The organism is Pontibacterium sp. (assembly GCF_964228735.1).
Taxonomy (GTDB): Bacteria; Pseudomonadota; Gammaproteobacteria; order Pseudomonadales; family Balneatricaceae; genus Pontibacterium.
In genome coordinates this window covers 1-19,720 of record NZ_CAXRBQ010000122.1, presented here as the reverse complement: position 1 = coordinate 19,720, position 19,720 = coordinate 1, and the positions used below count along the sequence as shown (strand labels likewise).

The 19,720-nt window shown below is 53.3% G+C and carries 20 protein-coding genes; 5 read left to right on the top strand and 15 right to left on the bottom strand.

Annotation, left to right across the window (positions count from 1 at the left end; all coding sequences use genetic code 11):
* The first annotated feature begins 254 nt into the window (after positions 1–254).
* Complete coding sequence (locus tag ACEQ15_RS13745) at positions 255–1,454, top strand: L,D-transpeptidase family protein (protein WP_370279781.1); 1,200 nt, start codon at positions 255–257, stop codon at positions 1,452–1,454.
* Between the two features lie 105 nt (positions 1,455–1,559).
* The gene (locus ACEQ15_RS13740) at positions 1,560–3,209 is read left to right on the top strand and encodes a SulP family inorganic anion transporter (protein WP_370279780.1); all 1,650 of its coding nucleotides are present in this window, start codon (positions 1,560–1,562) and stop codon (positions 3,207–3,209) included.
* On the opposite strand, the gene ACEQ15_RS13735 is transcribed toward ACEQ15_RS13740, so the two are convergent.
* Together ACEQ15_RS13735 and ACEQ15_RS13730 are read right to left on the bottom strand one after the other, a co-directional pair.
* On the bottom strand, positions 3,176–3,781 hold the full coding sequence (locus tag ACEQ15_RS13735; RefSeq protein ID WP_370279779.1) for a YigZ family protein: 606 nt from the start codon (positions 3,779–3,781) through the stop codon (positions 3,176–3,178). The two genes, ACEQ15_RS13740 and ACEQ15_RS13735, sit on opposite strands and share 34 nt — an antisense overlap.
* A complete protein-coding gene (locus ACEQ15_RS13730; RefSeq protein ID WP_370279778.1) occupies positions 3,778–4,914 on the bottom strand; it encodes a cation diffusion facilitator family transporter in 1,137 nt (378 codons plus the stop codon). The genes ACEQ15_RS13735 and ACEQ15_RS13730 overlap by 4 nt, the downstream gene beginning before the upstream one ends.
* A 372-nt stretch (positions 4,915–5,286) precedes the next feature.
* Between ACEQ15_RS13730 and ACEQ15_RS13725 the strand changes: the two genes are divergently transcribed.
* Positions 5,287–6,159, top strand: a complete 873-nt coding sequence (locus ACEQ15_RS13725; RefSeq protein WP_370279777.1) for a bile acid:sodium symporter family protein — start codon at positions 5,287–5,289, stop codon at positions 6,157–6,159.
* Between the two features lie 24 nt (positions 6,160–6,183).
* On the opposite strand, the gene queE is transcribed toward ACEQ15_RS13725, so the two are convergent.
* On the bottom strand, positions 6,184–6,813 hold the full coding sequence (queE, locus tag ACEQ15_RS13720; protein ID WP_370279776.1) for a 7-carboxy-7-deazaguanine synthase: 630 nt from the start codon (positions 6,811–6,813) through the stop codon (positions 6,184–6,186).
* A 68-nt stretch (positions 6,814–6,881) separates the two neighbouring features.
* Between queE and ACEQ15_RS13715 the strand changes: the two genes are divergently transcribed.
* On the top strand, positions 6,882–7,382 hold the full coding sequence (locus tag ACEQ15_RS13715) for a DUF3087 family protein (protein ID WP_370279775.1): 501 nt from the start codon (positions 6,882–6,884) through the stop codon (positions 7,380–7,382).
* A gap of 140 nt (positions 7,383–7,522) precedes the next feature.
* Positions 7,523–8,161 (top strand): rhodanese-like domain-containing protein, encoded by a 639-nt coding sequence (locus ACEQ15_RS13710; protein WP_370279774.1) that lies wholly within the window; start codon positions 7,523–7,525, stop codon positions 8,159–8,161.
* Between the two features lie 67 nt (positions 8,162–8,228).
* Here the strand turns inward: ACEQ15_RS13710 and rdgC are convergent, their stop codons facing one another.
* From rdgC to ACEQ15_RS13650, 12 genes are all read right to left on the bottom strand, one after another.
* Positions 8,229–9,140 (bottom strand): recombination-associated protein RdgC, encoded by a 912-nt coding sequence (rdgC, locus tag ACEQ15_RS13705; protein ID WP_282353818.1) that lies wholly within the window; start codon positions 9,138–9,140, stop codon positions 8,229–8,231.
* Between the two features lie 83 nt (positions 9,141–9,223).
* A complete protein-coding gene (locus ACEQ15_RS13700) occupies positions 9,224–9,691 on the bottom strand; it encodes a thioredoxin fold domain-containing protein (protein ID WP_370279773.1) in 468 nt (155 codons plus the stop codon).
* A gap of 12 nt (positions 9,692–9,703) precedes the next feature.
* Positions 9,704–10,597, bottom strand: coding sequence for an alpha/beta hydrolase (locus ACEQ15_RS13695; RefSeq protein WP_370279772.1), 894 nt, complete (start codon positions 10,595–10,597; stop codon positions 9,704–9,706).
* Positions 10,598–10,752: 155 nt separating this feature from the next.
* Positions 10,753–11,295, bottom strand: coding sequence for an adenine phosphoribosyltransferase (locus tag ACEQ15_RS13690; protein ID WP_370279771.1), 543 nt, complete (start codon positions 11,293–11,295; stop codon positions 10,753–10,755).
* A gap of 165 nt (positions 11,296–11,460) precedes the next feature.
* The gene (gene fnr, locus ACEQ15_RS13685) at positions 11,461–12,249 is read right to left on the bottom strand and encodes a fumarate/nitrate reduction transcriptional regulator Fnr (protein ID WP_370279770.1); all 789 of its coding nucleotides are present in this window, start codon (positions 12,247–12,249) and stop codon (positions 11,461–11,463) included.
* A gap of 96 nt (positions 12,250–12,345) precedes the next feature.
* Complete coding sequence (hemN, locus tag ACEQ15_RS13680; protein ID WP_370279769.1) at positions 12,346–13,737, bottom strand: oxygen-independent coproporphyrinogen III oxidase; 1,392 nt, start codon at positions 13,735–13,737, stop codon at positions 12,346–12,348.
* A 73-nt stretch (positions 13,738–13,810) separates the two neighbouring features.
* Positions 13,811–14,476: a sulfite exporter TauE/SafE family protein gene (locus ACEQ15_RS13675; protein WP_370279768.1), complete on the bottom strand. Its 666-nt coding sequence runs from the start codon at positions 14,474–14,476 to the stop codon at positions 13,811–13,813.
* Positions 14,473–14,676: a cbb3-type cytochrome oxidase assembly protein CcoS gene (gene ccoS / locus ACEQ15_RS13670; protein ID WP_370279767.1), complete on the bottom strand. Its 204-nt coding sequence runs from the start codon at positions 14,674–14,676 to the stop codon at positions 14,473–14,475. Before ccoS ends, ACEQ15_RS13675 begins: the two co-directional genes overlap by 4 nt.
* Positions 14,677–14,710: 34 nt before the next feature.
* Entirely contained in the window at positions 14,711–17,179 is a 2,469-nt protein-coding gene (locus ACEQ15_RS13665; protein WP_370279766.1) for a heavy metal translocating P-type ATPase, read from the bottom strand.
* A gap of 3 nt (positions 17,180–17,182) precedes the next feature.
* Positions 17,183–17,719 (bottom strand): FixH family protein, encoded by a 537-nt coding sequence (locus tag ACEQ15_RS13660; protein WP_370279765.1) that lies wholly within the window; start codon positions 17,717–17,719, stop codon positions 17,183–17,185.
* Between the two features lie 211 nt (positions 17,720–17,930).
* Positions 17,931–19,343, bottom strand: a complete 1,413-nt coding sequence (gene ccoG / locus ACEQ15_RS13655; protein WP_370279764.1) for a cytochrome c oxidase accessory protein CcoG — start codon at positions 19,341–19,343, stop codon at positions 17,931–17,933.
* Between the two features lie 148 nt (positions 19,344–19,491).
* Positions 19,492–19,720: c-type cytochrome (locus ACEQ15_RS13650; protein WP_370279763.1), on the bottom strand; the 229-nt coding region annotated here is incomplete at its 5' end.

Here is a 19,720-nt window from a genome sequence, read left to right as displayed (position 1 = left end):
AGCGCTGTCTAAAATTAACTCTAAGCAAAAAGAGAAAAAGGCTTTGCTACACTAATTTGTACCCCTGAAGGAAAGTGGTGCAGCCTTTTAACTTCTAAGCAGTATGTATCGGCCGTAAATCCGATAACTTCAGGAATTTTTTACGGGAGGCAGGAATTATGAGAATTGCCTATCTGCCCGCATCATTTGTGTTGTTGTTTTGGGCGAGCTCAGTCCATGGTTTAGACCTTTACTGCGGGTCTAAAGAGAGTGGTATGGGGGAGTGTAAACAAGGTCAGCAACAACAAGCGTTCTGGCCTGAACTCTCTACGTATGATGACAATCGCAGCTACCTTTCTGCAAACTTTCATTCGATTGATGCAGCGATCAGCCATTATCGCACTTTGGCACATTCCAAAAGCTGGAAGCCGCTGAAAGGGCGCTTTCTGCTGCGTGAGGGCAGGCAGCATGCTCAGGTTGAACTGATCCGGGAGCGGCTGCGAATTCTTGGCGACTACAGCTACGATCATCCACTGGCCAACCAGCGTTTCTTTGATTCCCGCCTGACCGCTGCCGTTATCACATTTCAGCGCCGCCACGGCTTGAAGGTAGACGGTATTGTTGGCCCCAATACCCGTAAGGCACTGAATATCACGCCGCGCGAGCGCTGGCAGCAGTTACTGGTCAACAAACAGCGGGCATTGGTGGATCGGGTGGCGGAGCGACCGGATTATATCGAAATCAATATCCCGGATTTCCAGCTGCGTTACTTCCGCAACGGTGAGGTGATCACTCAGATGCGGGTGATTGTGGGTAAGAAAGACCGACCCACGCCGGTGATGAACAGTACGTTGAAGGCGCTGGAGGTAAACCCCGACTGGAATGTGCCCAGACGGATCGCCTACGAGGATATCTTGCCCAAGCTTCAGGGCGAAAGGGAGGCGTTTGATAAGCTGGGCGTGAAGCTGGTAAAAGGCTGGCACGAAGAGCCGAATGTTGTGTCGGTTGATGAGCTGAATATGGATCACTTCTACCGAGGTGAGCTGGCTGAGCAACACCGCTTCTGGCAACCGCCGGGGGCCAGCAATCCGTTGGGACAACTCAAGTTTATCTTCCCCAATGACTTTTCCATCTACATGCACGGTACACCCGGTATGCACCTGTTTGATGAACCCAGGCGTACCTTCAGTTCTGGTTGTATCCGAATCGAAGACCCGATGGGGTTAGCCCGCTTGTTGCTGGAAACCAGCGAAAAACCAGCACTTGATCTGGATGCGGAACTGGAGACTGAAGCGGCGTCCATCTCAGGCTTACCTGGGAACGTGGAGATCTTCACCCGTTACCGCACTGCCTGGGTCGATCAGGACAGTGGTGTGCTGCAATTCCGTGCGGATATCTATCGGCGTGATCCGAACGAGCTGGCACAGCTGAGTGCTGCGCAACAACAGGAACCAGCGGACACGGTGACCAACTGAATCGCGGGTGGTTATTCGACCAACTTAGGATTTACCCGGCGTTTGAAGGCTGCATAGACTGCGGTAGTCCCCAAGTAGGGGCAAAGGAGTCGCAGGGGGCAGTTGATGTCGGGATCAATCAGATCAAATATTCGCGGTGACCTGTTCGGCGGTGTCACCGCCGCGGTGGTGGCTTTGCCGTTGGCACTGGCATTCGGTGTGTCATCGGGCATTGGTGCGATCGCCGGTCTCTATGGCGCGATCTGCGTCGGTTTGTTTGCCGCCCTGTTTGGCGGCACCTCTACTCAGATTTCCGGCCCAACCGGTCCTATGACGGTGGTGATGGCCGCTGTGTTTACCCAATTTGTCGCGATTGATCCGCAATCCGGGCCGATCTTGGCCTTTACGGTTGTGATCATGAGTGGTGCGTTGCAAATCCTGTTTGGGCTCTGCAGGTTGGGCAAGTACATCACACTGGTCCCGTTTCCGGTGATTTCCGGCTTTATGAGCGGTATCGGGGTGATCATCATTCTGCTGCAGCTGGGGCCGTTGCTGGGGCATGACGCCCAAGCAGACGTGCTGACTGTGGTAATTGTGTTGCCTCAACTGATCAGTGATATGAACGCCAATGCACTGATGCTGGGTGCTGGTGCACTGTTGTTGCTGTACTGCTGGCCATCTCGCCTGGCACACCTCGTGCCTTCGCCGCTGGTTACCCTGTTTGTGGGCACGTTATTGTCGATATGGGTGTTTCAGGACAATTCGCTGGCAGTGATCGGCGAGATTCCGACCGGCTTGCCACAGCTGCAATGGCCCGTTTTTGAGCCGGAACTGGCATTGGCGATGTTAAAGGCCTCCATGATCCTGGCGGCGCTGGGTTCGATCGATTCCCTGCTGACCTCACTGGTGGCCGATAACATGACCAAAACCCATCACGATTCTGATCGGGAGCTGATCGGCCAAGGCATCGGCAATATGGCGGCGGGATTTATTGGTGGCTTGCCCGGCGCGGGAGCCACGATGCGTACGGTGGTGAATATCCGTGCTGGGGGTAAAACACCGCTGTCGGGGGCCATTCACAGCCTGATCCTGCTTGCGGTGGTGATGGGGGCGGGCCCGTTGGCCGAGCAAATTCCCCATGCGGTGCTGGCAGGCATCCTGATCAAGGTGGGGCTCGATATTATCGATTGGAAGTTCCTGCGCCGACTCCATCGCGCACCGTTGTTTGTGGTGTGCCTGATGTTGTTGGTATTTGGTTTAACTGTGTTTGTTGATCTGGTGACGGCGGTACTGGTAGGCGTATTTCTGGCCAATATCATCACCGTCAAACGTCTGGCTGACACCCAGGTAGCCGCGTTGGAGGTGATCAGTCGGGAAAACCTGCAGAGTGAGCTGCTCACAGTACGGGAAAATGAATTGTTGTGCAGAGCGCAGGGACGCATTCTGCTCTACCACTTCAATGGCCCGGTCAGCTACGGTGCGGCTAAAGGCATTACGCGTAAACTGCAGCAGGAGTCGCAGTTTGATGCCTTAATTCTGGATTTCAGCCGGGTGCCGATGATTGATGTGTCTACCGCCATCGCGATCGAAGACATGATTGTGGATTCGCAGGCCGCGCAGCGGGAGGTCTATGTGATCGGCACCAACGATGTGGTGCACAACGTTCTGTCGCGGATGCAGATTCTGAGCCTGTTGCCTGAGCATTGCTTACACGAGCGGCGGGAAGCGGCGCTGGAGACCGCTTATTCGCAACTCAGCAGGGTAATGCCCGGGTAAGGCTGCAGTGCTTCCAGAAACTCTTCCAGGCGTGTCAGTTCAATCTCACCCTCTATCAGCAGCTGTTCCTGCCAGTCACGTTGGGTTACCTGCACCTGATATTGGTTAAGCAGGTGTTCCAGTTGCCCGGTCATGGCGAAGTCTGCGCTCAGTCGCAGAGGTGTTTTAGGCACAACGGTGGCCAAAGGCAATGAATCGAGTCCTTCACGCACCGCCTGGCTGTAGGCGCGTACCAAGCCACCGGTACCCAGCTTGATACCGCCGAAGTAGCGGGTGACCACTACGCTGATCTCACCGAGGCCACTGTGTGACAGCACATTGAGCATGGGGCGTCCTGCGGTACCTTTGGGTTCTCCGTCGTCACTGCACCCCCACAGGCGGGAGTCGTCCGGTTTACCGGCAACGAAAGCCCAGCAGTTATGATTGGCAGACGGGTGCTGTTCCCGCAGTTCCTGAATAAAGGCGTCTGCACTCGCCTTATCCGGTGTGTGGGCAATGGTCGTCAGGAAACGGCTGTTCTTGATGATCAGTTCGACCTGGTGGCGAGCCGCCGGAATCTGATAACTGCTCAACGGCCAGGACCTATCCAGATGCTAATCTCGTCCAGCCAGTGTGGGTTGTCCATCGCGGCTTTCAGCTGGTCTGACAGGCTTGCATCCGCAGTCGTGTCGGCTGCAAAAAACAGCTCGATCTCAACGCCGTCGTTGTAATGGAGCGTCATACGCTTAGGTTGTGGAAGTTGCGGCGCAACGTTGGCCAGCGCTTCGTTAATCGCCTGTTGAATCTCACCACGCAGGGGCAGGGTTTTACACACCTGTTCGGTTTCATCGTTGTAGGTGTCGATGTGGAAAATCACATGACCCACGTCTTCGAACGCATCCTGCAGGCGGCAGACAGCCGTATCTCCGATGTAATGGCCTTCAGAGGCTGACAGAGTTGGTGGAACCTGAATGTGCATCTCCAGCTGGCTTTGACCTGCCATCTTGCGGCTCTTGAAGCTGTGTACGCTAACAATCCCCTCGACCTGCATCACGACTTTCCGGTAAGCCTGGACACGTTCTTCCGGTAGGGCAGTGTCGACCAGCTCCTTGATGCTGTCCCAGGTCATCTCCCAGCCAATCTTACCAACGACAACAGAAACGATCAGTGCTGCCAACGCATCCAGCCACCAGATCCCCATCATCGCACCACCCACACCAACTAATACGACAACGGAGGAGAGCGCGTCGGTGCGGCTATGCCAGGCGTTTGCAATGATCAGGTCTGACTTGATCGCCTTACCTACGCGCATGGTGTAGTGGAAGATCCACTCCTTACCCAGAATAGACAGGGCAGCGATCACCAGTGCAGGCCATTCTGGTGTCAGAGGGATGGAATCAGCGAAAAGCAGTTTGGCGCTTTCAAAAGCCATTGCCCCGGCGACGGCGATTAGTGCGCAGCCAAGTACAACGGTACCCACTGTTTCGAAGCGGCCGTGCCCCCAGGGGTGATCTTCATCCGGTTCCTGATGGGAGATTCTCAGTACCACAACCACCAGGCCATCTGTCACCAGATCGGAGAGAGAGTGGACACCGTCGACGACCAGTGCGCTGGAATGGGAGATGATACCGACGATGATTTTGGCGATACCTAAAACAAAGTCGAGTATGGCGCCGACGAGGGTAACCCGTTCGGCTGCTTTTTGTTGGCTAAGTTCTCTGCTCATGATGAATAAGAATACTATTAAATGGTCACCGGATCGCGTCATAGTGCCATCTAGAAAGGGGTTGACGCCGAGACTTTTCTCACAGAACCGGGTTTATGCTGGGAACTTTAACAGATAAACGGTAAATTAGATAAATCTTATGGTCTTGTGCCTGTAAGTTGTTGAAAATAAAAGCTGGAATTATCTGGTTAAAAAATGAGCAATTTGCTGAAGGGTAAGAAAGTGCGTGGCTTTGGTGACGTTTTCGAGACCAAATCCACAGAGTTATCCACAAGATATGTGGGCATAACCCGGGATCCCTGATACCACGGGTAGTTGAGCCGGTTTTCTACAGACCGGTTGATAATTTCAGCTTTTGATGTGAGTGATTTCATGGAAAACAGTGCCATGACGCAGGTCATATTACCGTTAGCTCTCTTTACCATTATGTTGGGAGTTGGCTTGTCACTGTCGGTTGCCGATTTTAAGCAGGTTTTCAGACGGCCTGGGGTGACTGCTTTGGGTATTGGCATGCAGCTGCTGCTGGTGCCGGTACTTGGATTTATCGTGGTCACTGCTCTGGATCTGCCGCCCGCACTGGCGGTTGGTTTGATGATTCTGACCTTTGCACCGGGTGGGGCGACATCGAATATGATTACCCTGCTGGCGCGGGGAGATACGGCATTATCAGTAAGCATGACGGCGATTGTCAGCTTTATAGCGCCGTTTACGCTGCCGCTGCTGACCCTTTCGGCATTACAGCATTGGATGGATTCAGCGGAGTTCACGGGTTTTCCCGTGTTGCCTACCATGATGAAACTGGTGGTGATGACGATTGTGCCTGTGGCGATTGGTGTGTTCCTGCATCACCGATTCCCGGCTTTTTGTCAGCGTTTGCAGAAGCCGGTCAAAGTACTGTCGATGCTGTTCCTGCTTCTGGTGGTGGTCGGGATCGTCAAAACCAACTGGACGCGTTTACCTGAATTGGTCGCGGTTCTGGGGCCGGCTGTGCTGTTGTTGATTGCGCTGGCTTTTGGTGCCGGGTTTGGCATCGCGCGTCAGTGTGGTATCGAACATAAACAGGCGCTGACGCTGGGTATCGAAGTGGGTATTCAGAATGCGGGTACCGCGTTATTGGTCACAGGCACTGTATTGCAGAATGCAGAGATGTCGGCGGCAGCACTGACCTACGGTGTTTTGATGAACCTGCCCGCGTTCGCCCTGATCTTTTACCGCAATATGAGAACGAACGCCCTGCCGGCATAGCGCCGCATCTATAAGAAGCGTGAGTTATTCGATGCCCAGCAGCTTGTGGGTTTGTAGACTGAGTTTCCAGCGTGGATGGTCCATGCAGTATTGCACGGTATCGCGGGTGTGGATCTCCCGCAGAGGGCCATCCATCGGTTGCAGATAGAAGTGCTGGAAGGCAAGAGATTCAAAGCGTTCCGGCATCGCCAGCCGTTGTGGATAGACCAGTTTCAGCTCATCCCCCGAGGTGATCACCAGCTCGGCGTCGGCCTTAGGGCTGACGCATATCCAATCGATACCGTCGGGCAGCGGTTTGGTGCCGTTGGTCTCAATTGCGATTTCAAAGTCCGCTGCATGGCAGGCTTCAATCAATGAATCATCCAGCTGCAGTGCGGGTTCCCCGCCGGTAAAGATCACATAACGGTGTGTCATATCCTTCGGCCACAAACGGGTCAGGAACTTTACCAGTGTCTCGGCGTCACTGAACTTGCCGCCGTTATTGCCATCGGTGCCGATGAAGTCAGTATCGCAGAAATCGCAGACAGCACTGTCCCGGTCCTGCTCTCGGCCGGACCAGAGGTTGCACCCGGCGAAGCGACAGAAGATAGCCGGACGTCCGCTATGGGCTCCTTCGCCCTGCAGGCTGTAAAAGATCTCTTTTATTGAGTACATCGGTATAGCTATGGCTGAAAAATGCGGTAGTCTACACGCCTTCATCAATTATAGGTAGCGGAGCCACCATGAAACTACGCCAAATCGATAAAGCCCTTTATCGTGCGAAACAGCGCAAGGTTGCGATTATTTTTTGTTCCATTTTTCTGGTGCTGGGTATGTCGTTTGCGGCACTGCTGCGTGATTGGGCAGGCAATCCTGAGGGCTCCAACATGGCAGTCAATCTGGCGGGTGTCATCATCGGGCTGGTGATCACCGGGGGCATCTACGCGCTGGTGGGTGGTAAACCGTACTTTGATGAAATTCGTTACGCCTGGAACCTGAAGCGTCAGGTATTAAAGATCCAGAATAAAAAACACATCTGGAAAGAGAAAGTCGAGCAGGGCGACCAGACTGCTGCCACAGTAATGGCCTTTTACTATGCCGGGGTGACCCAGCTGCAGTTCCTGGAAAACAACGAGTTTGGTCAGAAAGAGATGGAAGATGAGCGTTCAGAATTTGAAGGCCGCTGTTCAGTTCATAACCTGACGCATGATGCAGATAACTTCAGTATCGATATGTTGCTTTGATCTTCGCTGATTGACCTTCCCCGGGGCGGGATCTCCGCCCTAAGTCTATACCCCGTCGCATGGCCTTACTCACCGCTTTGGTGTATAAATCTTTACTTATAACTAATAAAGATAAATATATAACAAGCGTGGTGAGGAAGATGTTGAAGAGAACTGTGACCGGTTTGGCTCTGGCGGCTGCAATCCTGTCTTCTCCTGTCGTAATGGCAGAAGGCGGTAAGCGTGCGATGATCGCACCTGATTTGTACTCTTTTGTAGTTGAGCACGATGGCGAAAAAGTCGAAGTAAAGCGTGCCCAGAGCCCGGATAACCAGATTCATGAGCTGTATAGCACGACCTTCCGCGGTATGCCGCAACCGATCCGTCCGTTTGAGCCTCACGATGTGGAAACGATTGGTGAGCGTGAATTCGTCAAATACATGATCGAATCCCAGGCGGACGAAAATGTGCTGGTGGTGGATACGCGCACTGAAGGTTGGCACTACCGCCTGACAATCCCGGGTTCCGTGAACGTTCCGTACACTGTTATGGATGAAGCCGATTCAGCCCAGGATACCCTGGAAGAATTTGGCGCCGTGAAAAATGGTGACGACTGGGATTTCTCCAACGCGAAAACCCTGGCGATGTTCTGTAACGGTTACTGGTGTGGGCAGACACCACGCTTGGTGCGCCAGCTGTTGGAAGCGGGTTATCCGGATACCAAGTTGAAGTACTACCGTGGCGGCATGCAGGCTTGGACCAGCCTGGGTTTGACCACTGTGGGTGATGCAGCGGAATAAGCGCTATCTGAAATAAGAAAAGGCTGCCTGATGGCAGCCTTTTTTGTATCTTGAAGAACGTTGGACCTTAAGGTGTTTCCGCCAGACCGCCGAAGCTTTCGATCAGCATCGGGAAGAGACGGGTGAACTCGATACCCATCTGGGTCATATCGGTATCGAACTGAGCCAGTTGGTCTTCCTGTGACTCCTGATCCATCTTCTCTTTCATCTGGTCAGTTAGCTTGATGCGTTTGATCGCCAGATCTTCCTGCACCATAAAGCGTAGCTGTTCTTCCCACTCGACAGACAGTTTCACCACACGCTTGCCTGCTTCCAGGTGGGCGACAAACTCTTCGTCCAGCAGTTCCTGGCCTTTGATGCGGATAACGCCGCCTTCCACCAGGTTGTCGCGCAGCTCTGCCTCGTCCAAGATCTCCAGCCCCTGTGGGCGTTGCTGGCCTTCCAGCCACTGACTCATGATGGCGGATGGGGAGTGTTTGACGTCTGGCAGGGCAATCGGCAGTGTGCCCAACGTGCCACGCAGGTAGCTCAACAGCTCCTCAGCACGCTTGTGGCTGGAAGCGTCAACGATAACCCAGCCCTGTTGTGGGGCGATCAATGCACGGGTCTGTTGAAAACGGCTAAATGCACGTGGCAGCAGATCCAGTACCACTTCATCTTTAAGCTGGTCGCGCTCTTTACGGTAAACCTTGCGTGCCTGCTCTTTTTCGATCAGGGCAACTTTCTCCTCCACTTTCTGTTTTACAACAGCTGGTGGAAGGATCTTCTCCTCTTTTTGGGCTGCGACCATGTGGAAGCCGTGGACGCTGTGGAGCAGGGTATCCTGCAGGCCGTTGCTTGGAGAAATCCAGCCGTAACGGCTCAGGTCCTGGCTACCGCAGGGGGTGAAGGCCTGTTCCTGAAGTTTCTCTTCAAGCTGGGCTTCGTCATAGTTGAAATCGCCAGTGATGCGATAAACGATGATGTTCTTAAACCACATGAAATAACGGCTCCTCTGAATCGAGGCGGTATTCTAGCTTTAATGGGGTTAGAAATCCCGTATCGGGTGACCTCGACAGGGGATTAATGGTTAATAGCGGCTTGTGCGGCAGACAGGGACTTGTCGACGTAGTAGCCATAAAACTCCGGCGTGTTGATACCCACCATCTTTTCGGCGATCTGGTTGCCGTTGCGGTCGAGGAAAAGCAGGGTGGGGGTGGCCCAGGCATCATAACGCTTGGCGAACGCGGTCGCGTCGACCTGAATGCCGGCGAAGTCTTTCAGGGATTGTCCGGCATAGATGTTAATCACACGGATGATGGTGGTTGCGTCGTAGTGACCGCTCACTCGCATCGGTTGCAGGATCTCTTCCTTGATCAGTTCACAGTAGTGGCAGCCGGGCTGAGAGACGAGCAGCAGTAACACCCGGTGATCGTCCTGTTTGAACAGCTGCTGCAGGTTATCCACCGTTTCCAGCTTGCCACTGGCGTTGGCCGGAAGTACAGGGAGCAGGCAGCAGAGAAGCAGGGTTGTGAGTGCACGTCGGATCACAGAACAAACACCTTAGAGGGTTTCCAAAAATTCCAGTGTACCCTCAATCACTTCATCTGCGTACAGATCCAGGAAGAAGTGATCTGAGCCTTCGATACCAATCGTGGTGACGTTGTCGTTGCTTACCAGGGCCATCTTTTCGGCCAGGTCTGGTACCACATCATCTTCACTGCCGTAAAACACCAGGGTTGGCAACGTGGCTGATTGCAGCAGGGTTGGGGTATCCTGGCGTTCGTTGGGGGTGTAGTAACTCAGGAAAGAATCAGGCGTGACCTTGCTGTCGGCGCAGTAGATAAAGCCGGTTTTCTCCAGCCACCGCTCTTCGTCCTTGTCTGCCAGTGTCTGGGCTTCTGCAAGCAACGGTTGCAGCGGTTGCTGGTAACGCTTTTCATAACCCGCAGCGGCCTCTGCTGCGCTCCAGGTTTGAGGTGCGATCAGGATCTGGGCTTTTACGGTTGGGTCACTGAGTTGATCAGAGAACATCGCTGTCTGGTTGCCACCGCGGGAGTGTGCCATCAGTACGATGTTGTCGCTGCCCTTCGATTTCAGCCAGTCGACCCAGGCACCGATCTCGTTCACCGCGTCGCTGTGTTTGTGGGTGTGGGGCACTGTGCAGTCGTACATACCATGGCGATCAGATTGTCCGAGGCTCAGGTTGATGGCAAGACTGTTGTAGCCCTCATCAGCCAGCAGCTCCTGCAGGGTAGTGATGATGTCCATGCCGTTGTGGGCAAGGGTTCCGTGGGTTATAAGAACGGCACCATCTTGCAGCGAGCTGTCGTCGCTGATTGCCAGGTTGGCATTCAGGGTAAGACCATCATGCTGCAGGGTGATCTCCTCTGCATGGATGACCGGAGAAGCGAAAAGTGTTGCCAGCAGTGCGTTGGTCAGGATAGAGCGAGTCATCTGTACTGAACCTTGCGTATAGTTATATTTATATAATTAAAACAACTATGCTGTAGAGTACTCAAAATGGCAAGTCATGCGAAAGGTGTATGCGCGCAAGAAAAAGGGCTGTCGATGACAGCCCTTATAAATATGCGTGGGAAGCAGAAAGGCGCTTAAAGCCCTTCGTATGCCATCAGCGTATGAACAGGTACGCCGATTTCCTGGATGCGTGCAGAGCCCTGCAAGTCTGGAAGATCGATCAATGCTGCGGCTTCCACTACTTCGCCGCCCAGCTGTTTAACCAGGCTGCATGCAGCCAGAATGGTGCCGCCGGTTGCGATCAGGTCATCAAACACCAGAACCTTGTCGCCTTCTGAAACGGCATCAAGCTGCATCTCGACAGATGCTGTGCCGTACTCCAGTTTGTACTCTTCGTGGATGGTCTCGCCTGGCAGTTTGCCTTTCTTGCGCACCAATACCAGTGGAATGTTCAGCTGGTAAGCCATGATGGAGGCGATCAGAAAGCCACGGGCGTCGATCGATGCGATGTGGGTGATTTCGCTGTCGATGTAACGCTGAATGAAAGAGTCTGCGATCATGCGCAGTGCTTTCGGGTCCTTGAACAGTGGTGTGATGTCACGGAACTGGATGCCCGGTTCTGGCCAGTCTGGAATCGTGCGCATGACTGACTTGATATAACATTCATCGTAGGACATCGTTTACTCCTGGAGTGGGTACAGCTTGATATGGCTCAATGTTTTGAAAGTGGTTCACAGGTCTAATAGAACCGTTGGGTTACACACTGAGATGGCTACTTCATTGTGCAACTGGCTGGCGTCCTTTGCCCTTGGCAAAGGACGCTTTTTTTTGCCCTGTAGATATCAGGATGCAGCGTCGGATTCTTCGCCACAGTTGTTTGTTTCGCCTGAGGTTGGGCATTCACCGGAAAGGGTGTAAAGCTGGTCAAGATCCAGTATCTCAACTTCTTTACCGTCAACGCGGATCAGTTCGCTCTTCTGGAAGCGTGTAAAGATACGACTTACGGTCTCAACTGCCAGGCCCAGGTAGTTGCCGATCTCGTTACGCGACATGGACAGGCGGAACTGGGAAGCAGAATAACCACGTGCTTTGAATCGCTGGGACAGCTTGATCAGGAAGGTCGCAACACGCTGCTCAGCGTTCTTCTTGGACAGCAATAGCATCATCTGCTGCTCGTCGCGAATCTCTTTGCTCATGGTGCGCAGAATCTGGCGGCGCAGTTCAGGCAGTTGGCCGGAGAGATCATCCAGACGCTCAAACGGGATTTCACAAACGGTTGTGGTTTCCAGGATCTTCGCAGACACCGGGTAGCTGTTTTCATCGAAGCCACCGAGGCCAACCAATTCACCCGGGAAGAAGAAACCAGTGATCTGCTCTTCACCTTCATTGGTGATGGTGTAGCTCTTAATGGTTCCGGCGCGGATAGCGTATACGGACGTAAACGGTTCTCCTTGATGGAACAGGTGCTCGCCTTTCTTCAGCGGGCGGCTCTTATCGATAATGTTATCGAGGCGTTCCATTTCGGTCATGTCCAGTGACACCGGCAGGCACAATGAACTTAGGCTGCAGGTCTGGCAATGAACCTGTTGAAGGCTTCGCAGTTTCCCTTCTGTCGACTTTGTATCACCCATAATCAGGTCCTGAAATTAGTTACGTTTGAGAGGCTACTCGGCGTCATTATCCACAATTTGAGCAAAGCGGTGAAGCTTTGCTGCAAATTTACCCGGTCAGATAATACGGGAAAAGCCGTTGGTCGCCTGCTTTTTCGGAATATAAGCATCGAATGCCATGCAAATACGACGGATCAACAAACGACCAGCCGGTGTTACACGGATCACGCCATTGATTACGGTAATCAGGCCATCCTGAGCAAACTGAGCGAGTTCTTCCTGCTCGGCCGCAAAGTAGTCTGAGAAATTAATCGCAAAGCGTTTCTCGATCTGTGCAGTATCCAGCTCGAAGTGGCAGATCAGCTGCTTGATCACTTCGCCGCGCAGCACATCGTCATCATTCATTACGACACCACGTTTCACGGCGAAGTTACGTTCTTCGACGGCTTTAGTGTAGCTGGCGATATCGTGTTCGTTCTGATAGTACACACGGCCGATCTGGCTGATGGAAGATACACCCATCGCCACCAGGTCGCAGTCTGCGTGTGTGGTGTAGCCCTGGAAGTTACGGTGTAGCTGGCCATTCTGCTGCGCCAGTGCCAGTTCATCGTCTGGTTTGGCAAAGTGGTCCATGCCGATGTAGGCATAGCCGGCATCCAGCAGGGTGTTAATGGTGTTCTCCAGAATCGCCAGTTTAGTTTCCGGGCTCGGCAGTGTTGATGCATCGATGTGTTTTTGGGAGCGGAAACGGTCCGGCATATGTGCGTAGTTGAATACGGACAGGCGGTCCGGATTCATCGCGATCACAGTGTCCAGCGTTTCGCGGAAACTGTCTTCTGACTGGTGCGGCAGGCCGTAGATCAGGTCCATGTTGATCGATTTAAAGCCGTGTTCACGTGCAGTATCCAGAACAGCCTGAGTCTGTTCGGTTGGCTGCACGCGGTTAACCGCCTTCTGCACCTCTTCGTGCACATCCTGAACACCCAGGCTTATGCGGTTGAAGCCAATGTCGCGCAGAACCTTGATTGTATCCGGGTTTGCTTCGCGCGGATCGATCTCGATGGAGTAGTCGCCCTTGTCATCATCGCGCAGGTTAAAGTGCTCGCGGGTTTTGGTCATCAGCTCGACCATCTGGTCATCACTGATAAAAGTGGGTGTACCGCCACCCCAGTGAAGCTGGTTCACAACGCGGTCATTGCTGTACCACTGAGAAACCTGCGCCATCTCTTTATATACCGTATCGAGGTATGGTTGCGCCTTTTTACGGTTACGCGTGATCACCTTGTTACAGGCACAGTAATAACAAACGTGTGCACAGAAAGGGATGTGGAAATACAGGGAGAGTGGAGCTTCGGTGTCGGTGGTCTGCATGCCGGTTTCAACCAGGCTGTTTGCGGACAGTTCCGGATCAAACTGCAGTGCCGTCGGATAAGAGGTATAGCGAGGCCCGGACAGATCGTATCGCTTAATAAGATCCAGATCCCACTTGATCAGGTTGTTGTTATCCAAAATCTCTACCTCTTAACTAATGTCAAAACCCGGCAATTCTAGGGGCGCGATGCAGCGTAAACCTTGATATAGGTCAAAGTGCGAGCAGCCCATGCCATGGAAGCGTGTATACGCCGAATATGATAATGATGGTGCCAAACAGACCGCGTGTCAGCCGTTGCTGAAACATCTGTCGCACCCGTTGTGCGAGTATGCCGGTGAGTAGCATGGTGGGCAGCGTGCCCAAGCCAAACATCAGCATCAGTTGAGCACTCAGGGTCCAGTCTGCTGCGGCAGACGACCAGATCAGCGTGCTATATACCAAGCCGCAGGGTAACCAGCCCCACAGGATGCCCAGTGCAAAGGCCTGCGGCAGGTTTTTAACCGGAAGGAGTCTGCTGGCCAGTGGCTGAATGTGTTTCCACAGATTGCCACCGGCTTTCTCAATGTAGGTTAGTCCTTGCCACCACTGGGCGACGTAGAGTCCCATGGCGATGAGCATCAGTCCGGCAAAGGTACGAAGAGCCAGGACCAGTTGCTGATCACGCATCAGCCAGCTCAAACTGCCGATCAGGGCGCCGGCAGCGGTATAGCTTGCTACCCGGCCGATGTTGTATCCACCCAGCATCAGGGTGCCGCGCCAGCCTTGAGGGGAGCTCATGGAAACGGTTGCAGCGATACCTCCACACATGCCCAGGCAGTGGGTGCCACCCAGCAGGCCGAGTATAAATGCGGTGGACAGAGCCAGCGGTTCATTCATTCAGGCTTCTGCTCTTTGCCGTCTTTTTCCTGTTCCTTCACGTCATCGGGGATCAGGTGATCGTCATCTTCAAATAGGATGCTGTGTGCAGGTGACTCAAGATCTTCGAACTGGCCGCTGTTAACGCTGTAAAAAAATGCCCAGATCGCACAGGCAACAAAGATGATGGCGATTGGGATGAGCAGAAAAATAATATCCATAGCGGAGCTGTCCAGTTAACTGACCTGTATAGGCCTATTTTACACGATTGGCCTTACCGAGTTTAGACAAGCGCAGAGCGTTGGCTACAACCACAATTGAGCTGAGAGACATACCCAGCGCTGCCATATACGGTGCGATGAAACCCAGTGCCGCAAGAGGAAGGGCAAGCAGGTTATAGCTGGCAGACCAGCCCAGGTTCTGACGGATAATACTGCGCGTTTTACGTGACAGGCGGATGGCATCGGCCAGGCGCATCAGGTCAGCAGAGATCAGCACGCCATCGGCGTTGGTCTTTGCCAGGTCGGTGGCAGATCCCATGGCGATTGAGGTTTGTGCTCCTGCCAGTACCGGGATGTCGTTGATGCCGTCGCCAACCATAATTACCTGCGCACCTTCGCTTTGCAGTTTCTGAATATGGGCCAGCTTCTGTTCCGGCGATACGCCGGAGATCACGGTGTCGATACCCAATGTGGAGGCGACTTCCTCTACGGCGCTGGAGCTGTCACCGGTTAGCATTTCACACGTCAGGCCAAGCTGATGCAGTTGCTTGATGGTTTGAGCCGCTTCGGTGCGTACCTGGTCGTTCAGTCGGAACCAAGCCAATGGTCCGGTTTCACTGCACAGCAGTAACCATTGGCCACTGACCGGAGGTAGTTCAGGTTTGGTATGTTCGTTCGGGCACACGGAAAATGCATAATCGGGCTTGCCGATGCGGTAGCGTAAACCGTCGATCTGGCCTTCCAGTCCCTGGCCGAGTGTGGCCTGCAAGTTGTCGACCTTGTGAGGGGTGACAACCGTATGAAACGCCTGCGCAATCGGGTGTTCGGAGTGTTTCTCCAGTGCGGCTGCAATCTGCAGGTGGTGCTCGGTTGCATGTTCGTCGAGCGACAGTGTTTCCTGCAGGGTCAGGTTGCCCTCGGTGAGGGTGCCGGTTTTATCAAACACTATATGTGTGGCACGGGAAAGACTTTCCAATACATGCCCGCGGGTGATCAATACGCCGTTCTGGCGCAAGGTTCCGGTAGCGGCAGTAAGCGCAGTTGGGGTTGCCAGAGACAGGGCGCACGGGCAGGTCACTACGAGCACGGAAAGGGTGATCCAGAAGGCGTCTTCTGGCGAGATCAGCCACCAGCTGAAGCCTACAGACACTGCTGTCAGCAGTACCGCCGCAACAAAATAGCTGGCTACACGGTCGGCCAGTTGGGCGGCTTTAGGCTTGTCTTCCTGCGCGCGTTCGAGCAGGCGGACAATGGATGAAAGCTGGCTTTCGGCGCCCACTCGTGTCACTTCGAGCGTGATTGGGTTTTCCACGTTAATGGTACCGCCGATAACCTCGTCGCCCTGTTCTTTGCGGATGGGCAGGTATTCACCGGTCAGCGCCGACTCGTCAATGGAGCTGTTGCCCGCAATAATTCTTCCATCGGCAGGCACCGTGTGCCCAGGTTTAATGATTACCTGATCACCCACGGCAAGCTCTTTTGCCGGAATCATAGTCTCTTCGCCGTCGATCACCTTGATGGCAGAAGCCGGCAGAAGGTTAAGCATCGCATTGCCTGCGCGGCCGGTGCGGTGACGGGCCTGCATCTCCAGGAAGCGGCCGATCAGCAGGAAGAAGGTGAACATGGTCACCGAATCAAAGTAGACCTCACCACTGTCGGTGACGGTGGCCCAGACACTGGCCAGGTAAGCACCGCCAATCGCTATCGATACCGGCACGTCCATGCTCAGGTGGCGAGTGCGTAAGTCACGCAGTGCAGCGATAAAGAACGGTCGTGCGGCATACATAATTACTGGTGTCGCAATGACCATGCTCGCCCAGCGCATAAAGGTAACGTGCTTGTTTTCGATCCCTTGCAGGGCACCGCCGTAAAGTGCGACGGCGATCATCATTACCTGCATCATGCCCAGACCAGCAACACCAAGGCGGCGGGTTGCGCGCTTACGTTCCTGGTCGAGAAGCTGTTCTTCTTTGTTGGGGGTGTACGGGTGTGCCTGGTAGCCGATACGGTAGATCTCTGCCAGCAACATGCTCAATGGCAGTGTCTGTGGGTTCCAGGTCAGGCGGGCACGGTGGTTAGTCAGGTTAACACTGACTTTTTCTACGCCGTCCTGTTTATTGAGGTGGTGCTCCAGCAGCCACACGCAGGCGGCGCAGGTAATGCCTTCTATGACCAAGGTGGCTTCTTTCAGCCCATTCTCAGCGGTGACAACAAAATCCTGTTGGATCGAATCCTGGTCATAAAGAGCCAGTTCACTCAGTTGCGCCTCAGATACGGATTTGACGTTGAAATCCGGAGTATAAGAGGTCGTCGCGCGATGTTTGTAAAAGTTATCCAGGCCGCTGTCGACGATCGTCTGAGCGACGGCCTGGCAGCCAGGGCAACACATCTGGCGCGGTTTTTCTTCAATAATGGTAAAAAAGCTACTGCCCTGTGGAATATCCTGGCCACAGTGGTAGCAGCCGTCTTCCGCGGCCTGTGATGGAGTGAGTGAACTGTTCATTGATTACTCTGAAGCAGAGAGCGTCGCTTTAACCGGTGCGTCTGAGTTTTTCGCACGGTGTGCGCCAACGGTAATCTCAGCGCGCAGACGCCAGCTTTCGTCTTCAGGTGTCAGGTTCATGTAGCGTTTACCCAGAATCTTGCCCTTCAGGCTGCCAATGAAGTTGCTTGTGCCTGGCTGGTTACGCAGAGTCAGGCTCTGATCATAATTCTGGTGGGTTGGGTGAATGATGCCCAGTGTTAGAAATTCCGGCATAGAATCCAAGTTACCAGCCAGGTTAACCACAACATCACCAGTCAACAGGTCGAAAGTCAGGTCTCCTGAAAGGCCAAGTTCGCGTGTGTACTGCTGACGTGAGTCATCAACGTGATAACCGCGGGCCTCCTTGTAGTAGTCATCTTTAACAATGCCGTCATGGGTCACGATAGAGATGTATAGGAACGCAAAACCATAAATGAATACGGCAATCAGTGGTGCGAGAATGAACCATAGCCAAGGCTGTTTGTACCAAGGGGCAACTGCAGGATTTTGCTTACTCATCGACATCTCTAAAAATCTATGTGAACGAATTGCGGTCGGCGGCAGTATACAGGAACAGAGGCTAAAACGGGCCTCAACCACTGTGATTACTAGCTTCAACAGCGTTTTTTTTAGTACGGGTCAAATATTGCTAAAAAAAACCGCGTCGCCAAAAGCGACACGGTCATTTTACCCTAATTAGCAAGTGCTGTTATTGGTCAAAAGGTGCGACTTATCGTCGCGGTGCAGGACCAATGAAGCGGTTTTCCTCTTCTACAACAATGCTGCTGTTGTCGAGGGCTTCCACTTTGAACTGGATATCGTAGTTCGGCTTGCTGATGTATTTGGGCTCGATCTGCAGGCGAACAGGGTGGTCCAGAAGTTCACCGGACTTGATGGTTACAATCTCATCGCCGATCAGCTCCAGTCCATCCAGGCCAGAGATGGTGATGCGATATTGGTGATCAACCTGCTCTTTGTTCGCGATCTTGATGGTGTATACGTTTTCGATCTTACCCTGGCTGTTCTCTACGTATAACTGGCCACGGTCACGCAGGATATCAACTTCCAGTGGGACGCGGCTCATGATGGTGTAGCCAAAGGCAATACACATAGCCATCAGGCAGGCGAAGTAGCCGATCAGGCGTGGACGAAGCAATTTGGTTTCGTTGCCGTCCAGTGCGTGCTCGGTGGTGTAGCGTACCAGGCCGCGCTCGTAACCCATGCGATCCATCATGGAGTCACATACGTCGACACACGCGCCACAGGCAACACATTCGTACTGCAGGCCGTCGCGGATATCGATGCCAACCGGGCAGACGTGGACGCAGGCGTTACAGTCGATGCAATCGCCCAGGCCTTCGGCTTTGTAGTCGGCGTTCTTTTTGCGTTTACCGCGATTTTCACCACGCTTCTCATCGTAAGAGATGATCAGGGTATCCTGGTCGAACATTACACTCTGGAAGCGAGCGTATGGACACATATAGATACATACCTGCTCACGTAGCCAGCCTGCATTGCCGTATGTAGCGACGGCTAAGAAACCAAGCCACCAGGTTTCCCATGGGCCCAGGTTCCATGCGAATACTGCAGGTACCAGTTCGCGGATAGGGGTGAAGTATCCAACGAAAGCAATTGCGGATGTAACTGCGATCAGGAGCCAGAGTGCATGTTTGGCGCCTTTGCGCATCACCTTGTTGCCGTTCCAGGGTGCTTTGTCCAGTTTCATGCGGGCATTGCGATCGCCTTCCGTAACGCGTTCAGCCCAGATGAAGAACCAGGTCCATACAAACTGCGGACAGGCGTACCCACACCAGAGTCGACCTGCGAATACGGTCACAAAGAACAGGGTGAAGGCAAGGATGATCAACAGCCAGGACAGGAGCATAAAGTCCTGTGGCCAGAAGGTCATGCCAAACACGTGGAACTGACGGTTTGGCAGGTCGAACAGTACAGCCTGGCGGCCGTCCCATTGAACCCAGGAAAAGCCGTAAAACATCAGCAGCATGATTGCGCTGCTGATGGTGCGGAAGTTCTTAAAGAAACCTTTGTAGAATTTTACGTAAATATGTTCGCGCTCGGCATAGAGGCTTTGGCCGTTACCAGACTTCTTGGGAGTAACATCTTGAACTGGTATCTGATTCATTGGGTGCTCACCGCTATAAAAATAAATCCTTACATGCCTCAGAACCCTTTGAGGCTTGGTTCATTAGCATTATTGAATATTATAAACCGCCCAATAAAAAAGGCGATATGATTTAGATCATATCGCCTTTTTTTGTCAGTCCAAGCTATTACTTGTTAGACAGGCTGTAAACGTAGCCAGTGATCAGGTGGATCTTGTCTTCGCTCAGCAGAGTTTTGTGTGCAGGCATTACACCGTTACGACCGTTACGAATGGTGTGGGCAACTTTCTCGAAAGAACCGCCGTACAGCCATACGTCGTCAGTCAGGTTTGGTGCACCCAGAGCCAGCATGCCGGAGCCGTCAGCGCCGTGACATGCAGTACACAGAGCCTGGAAC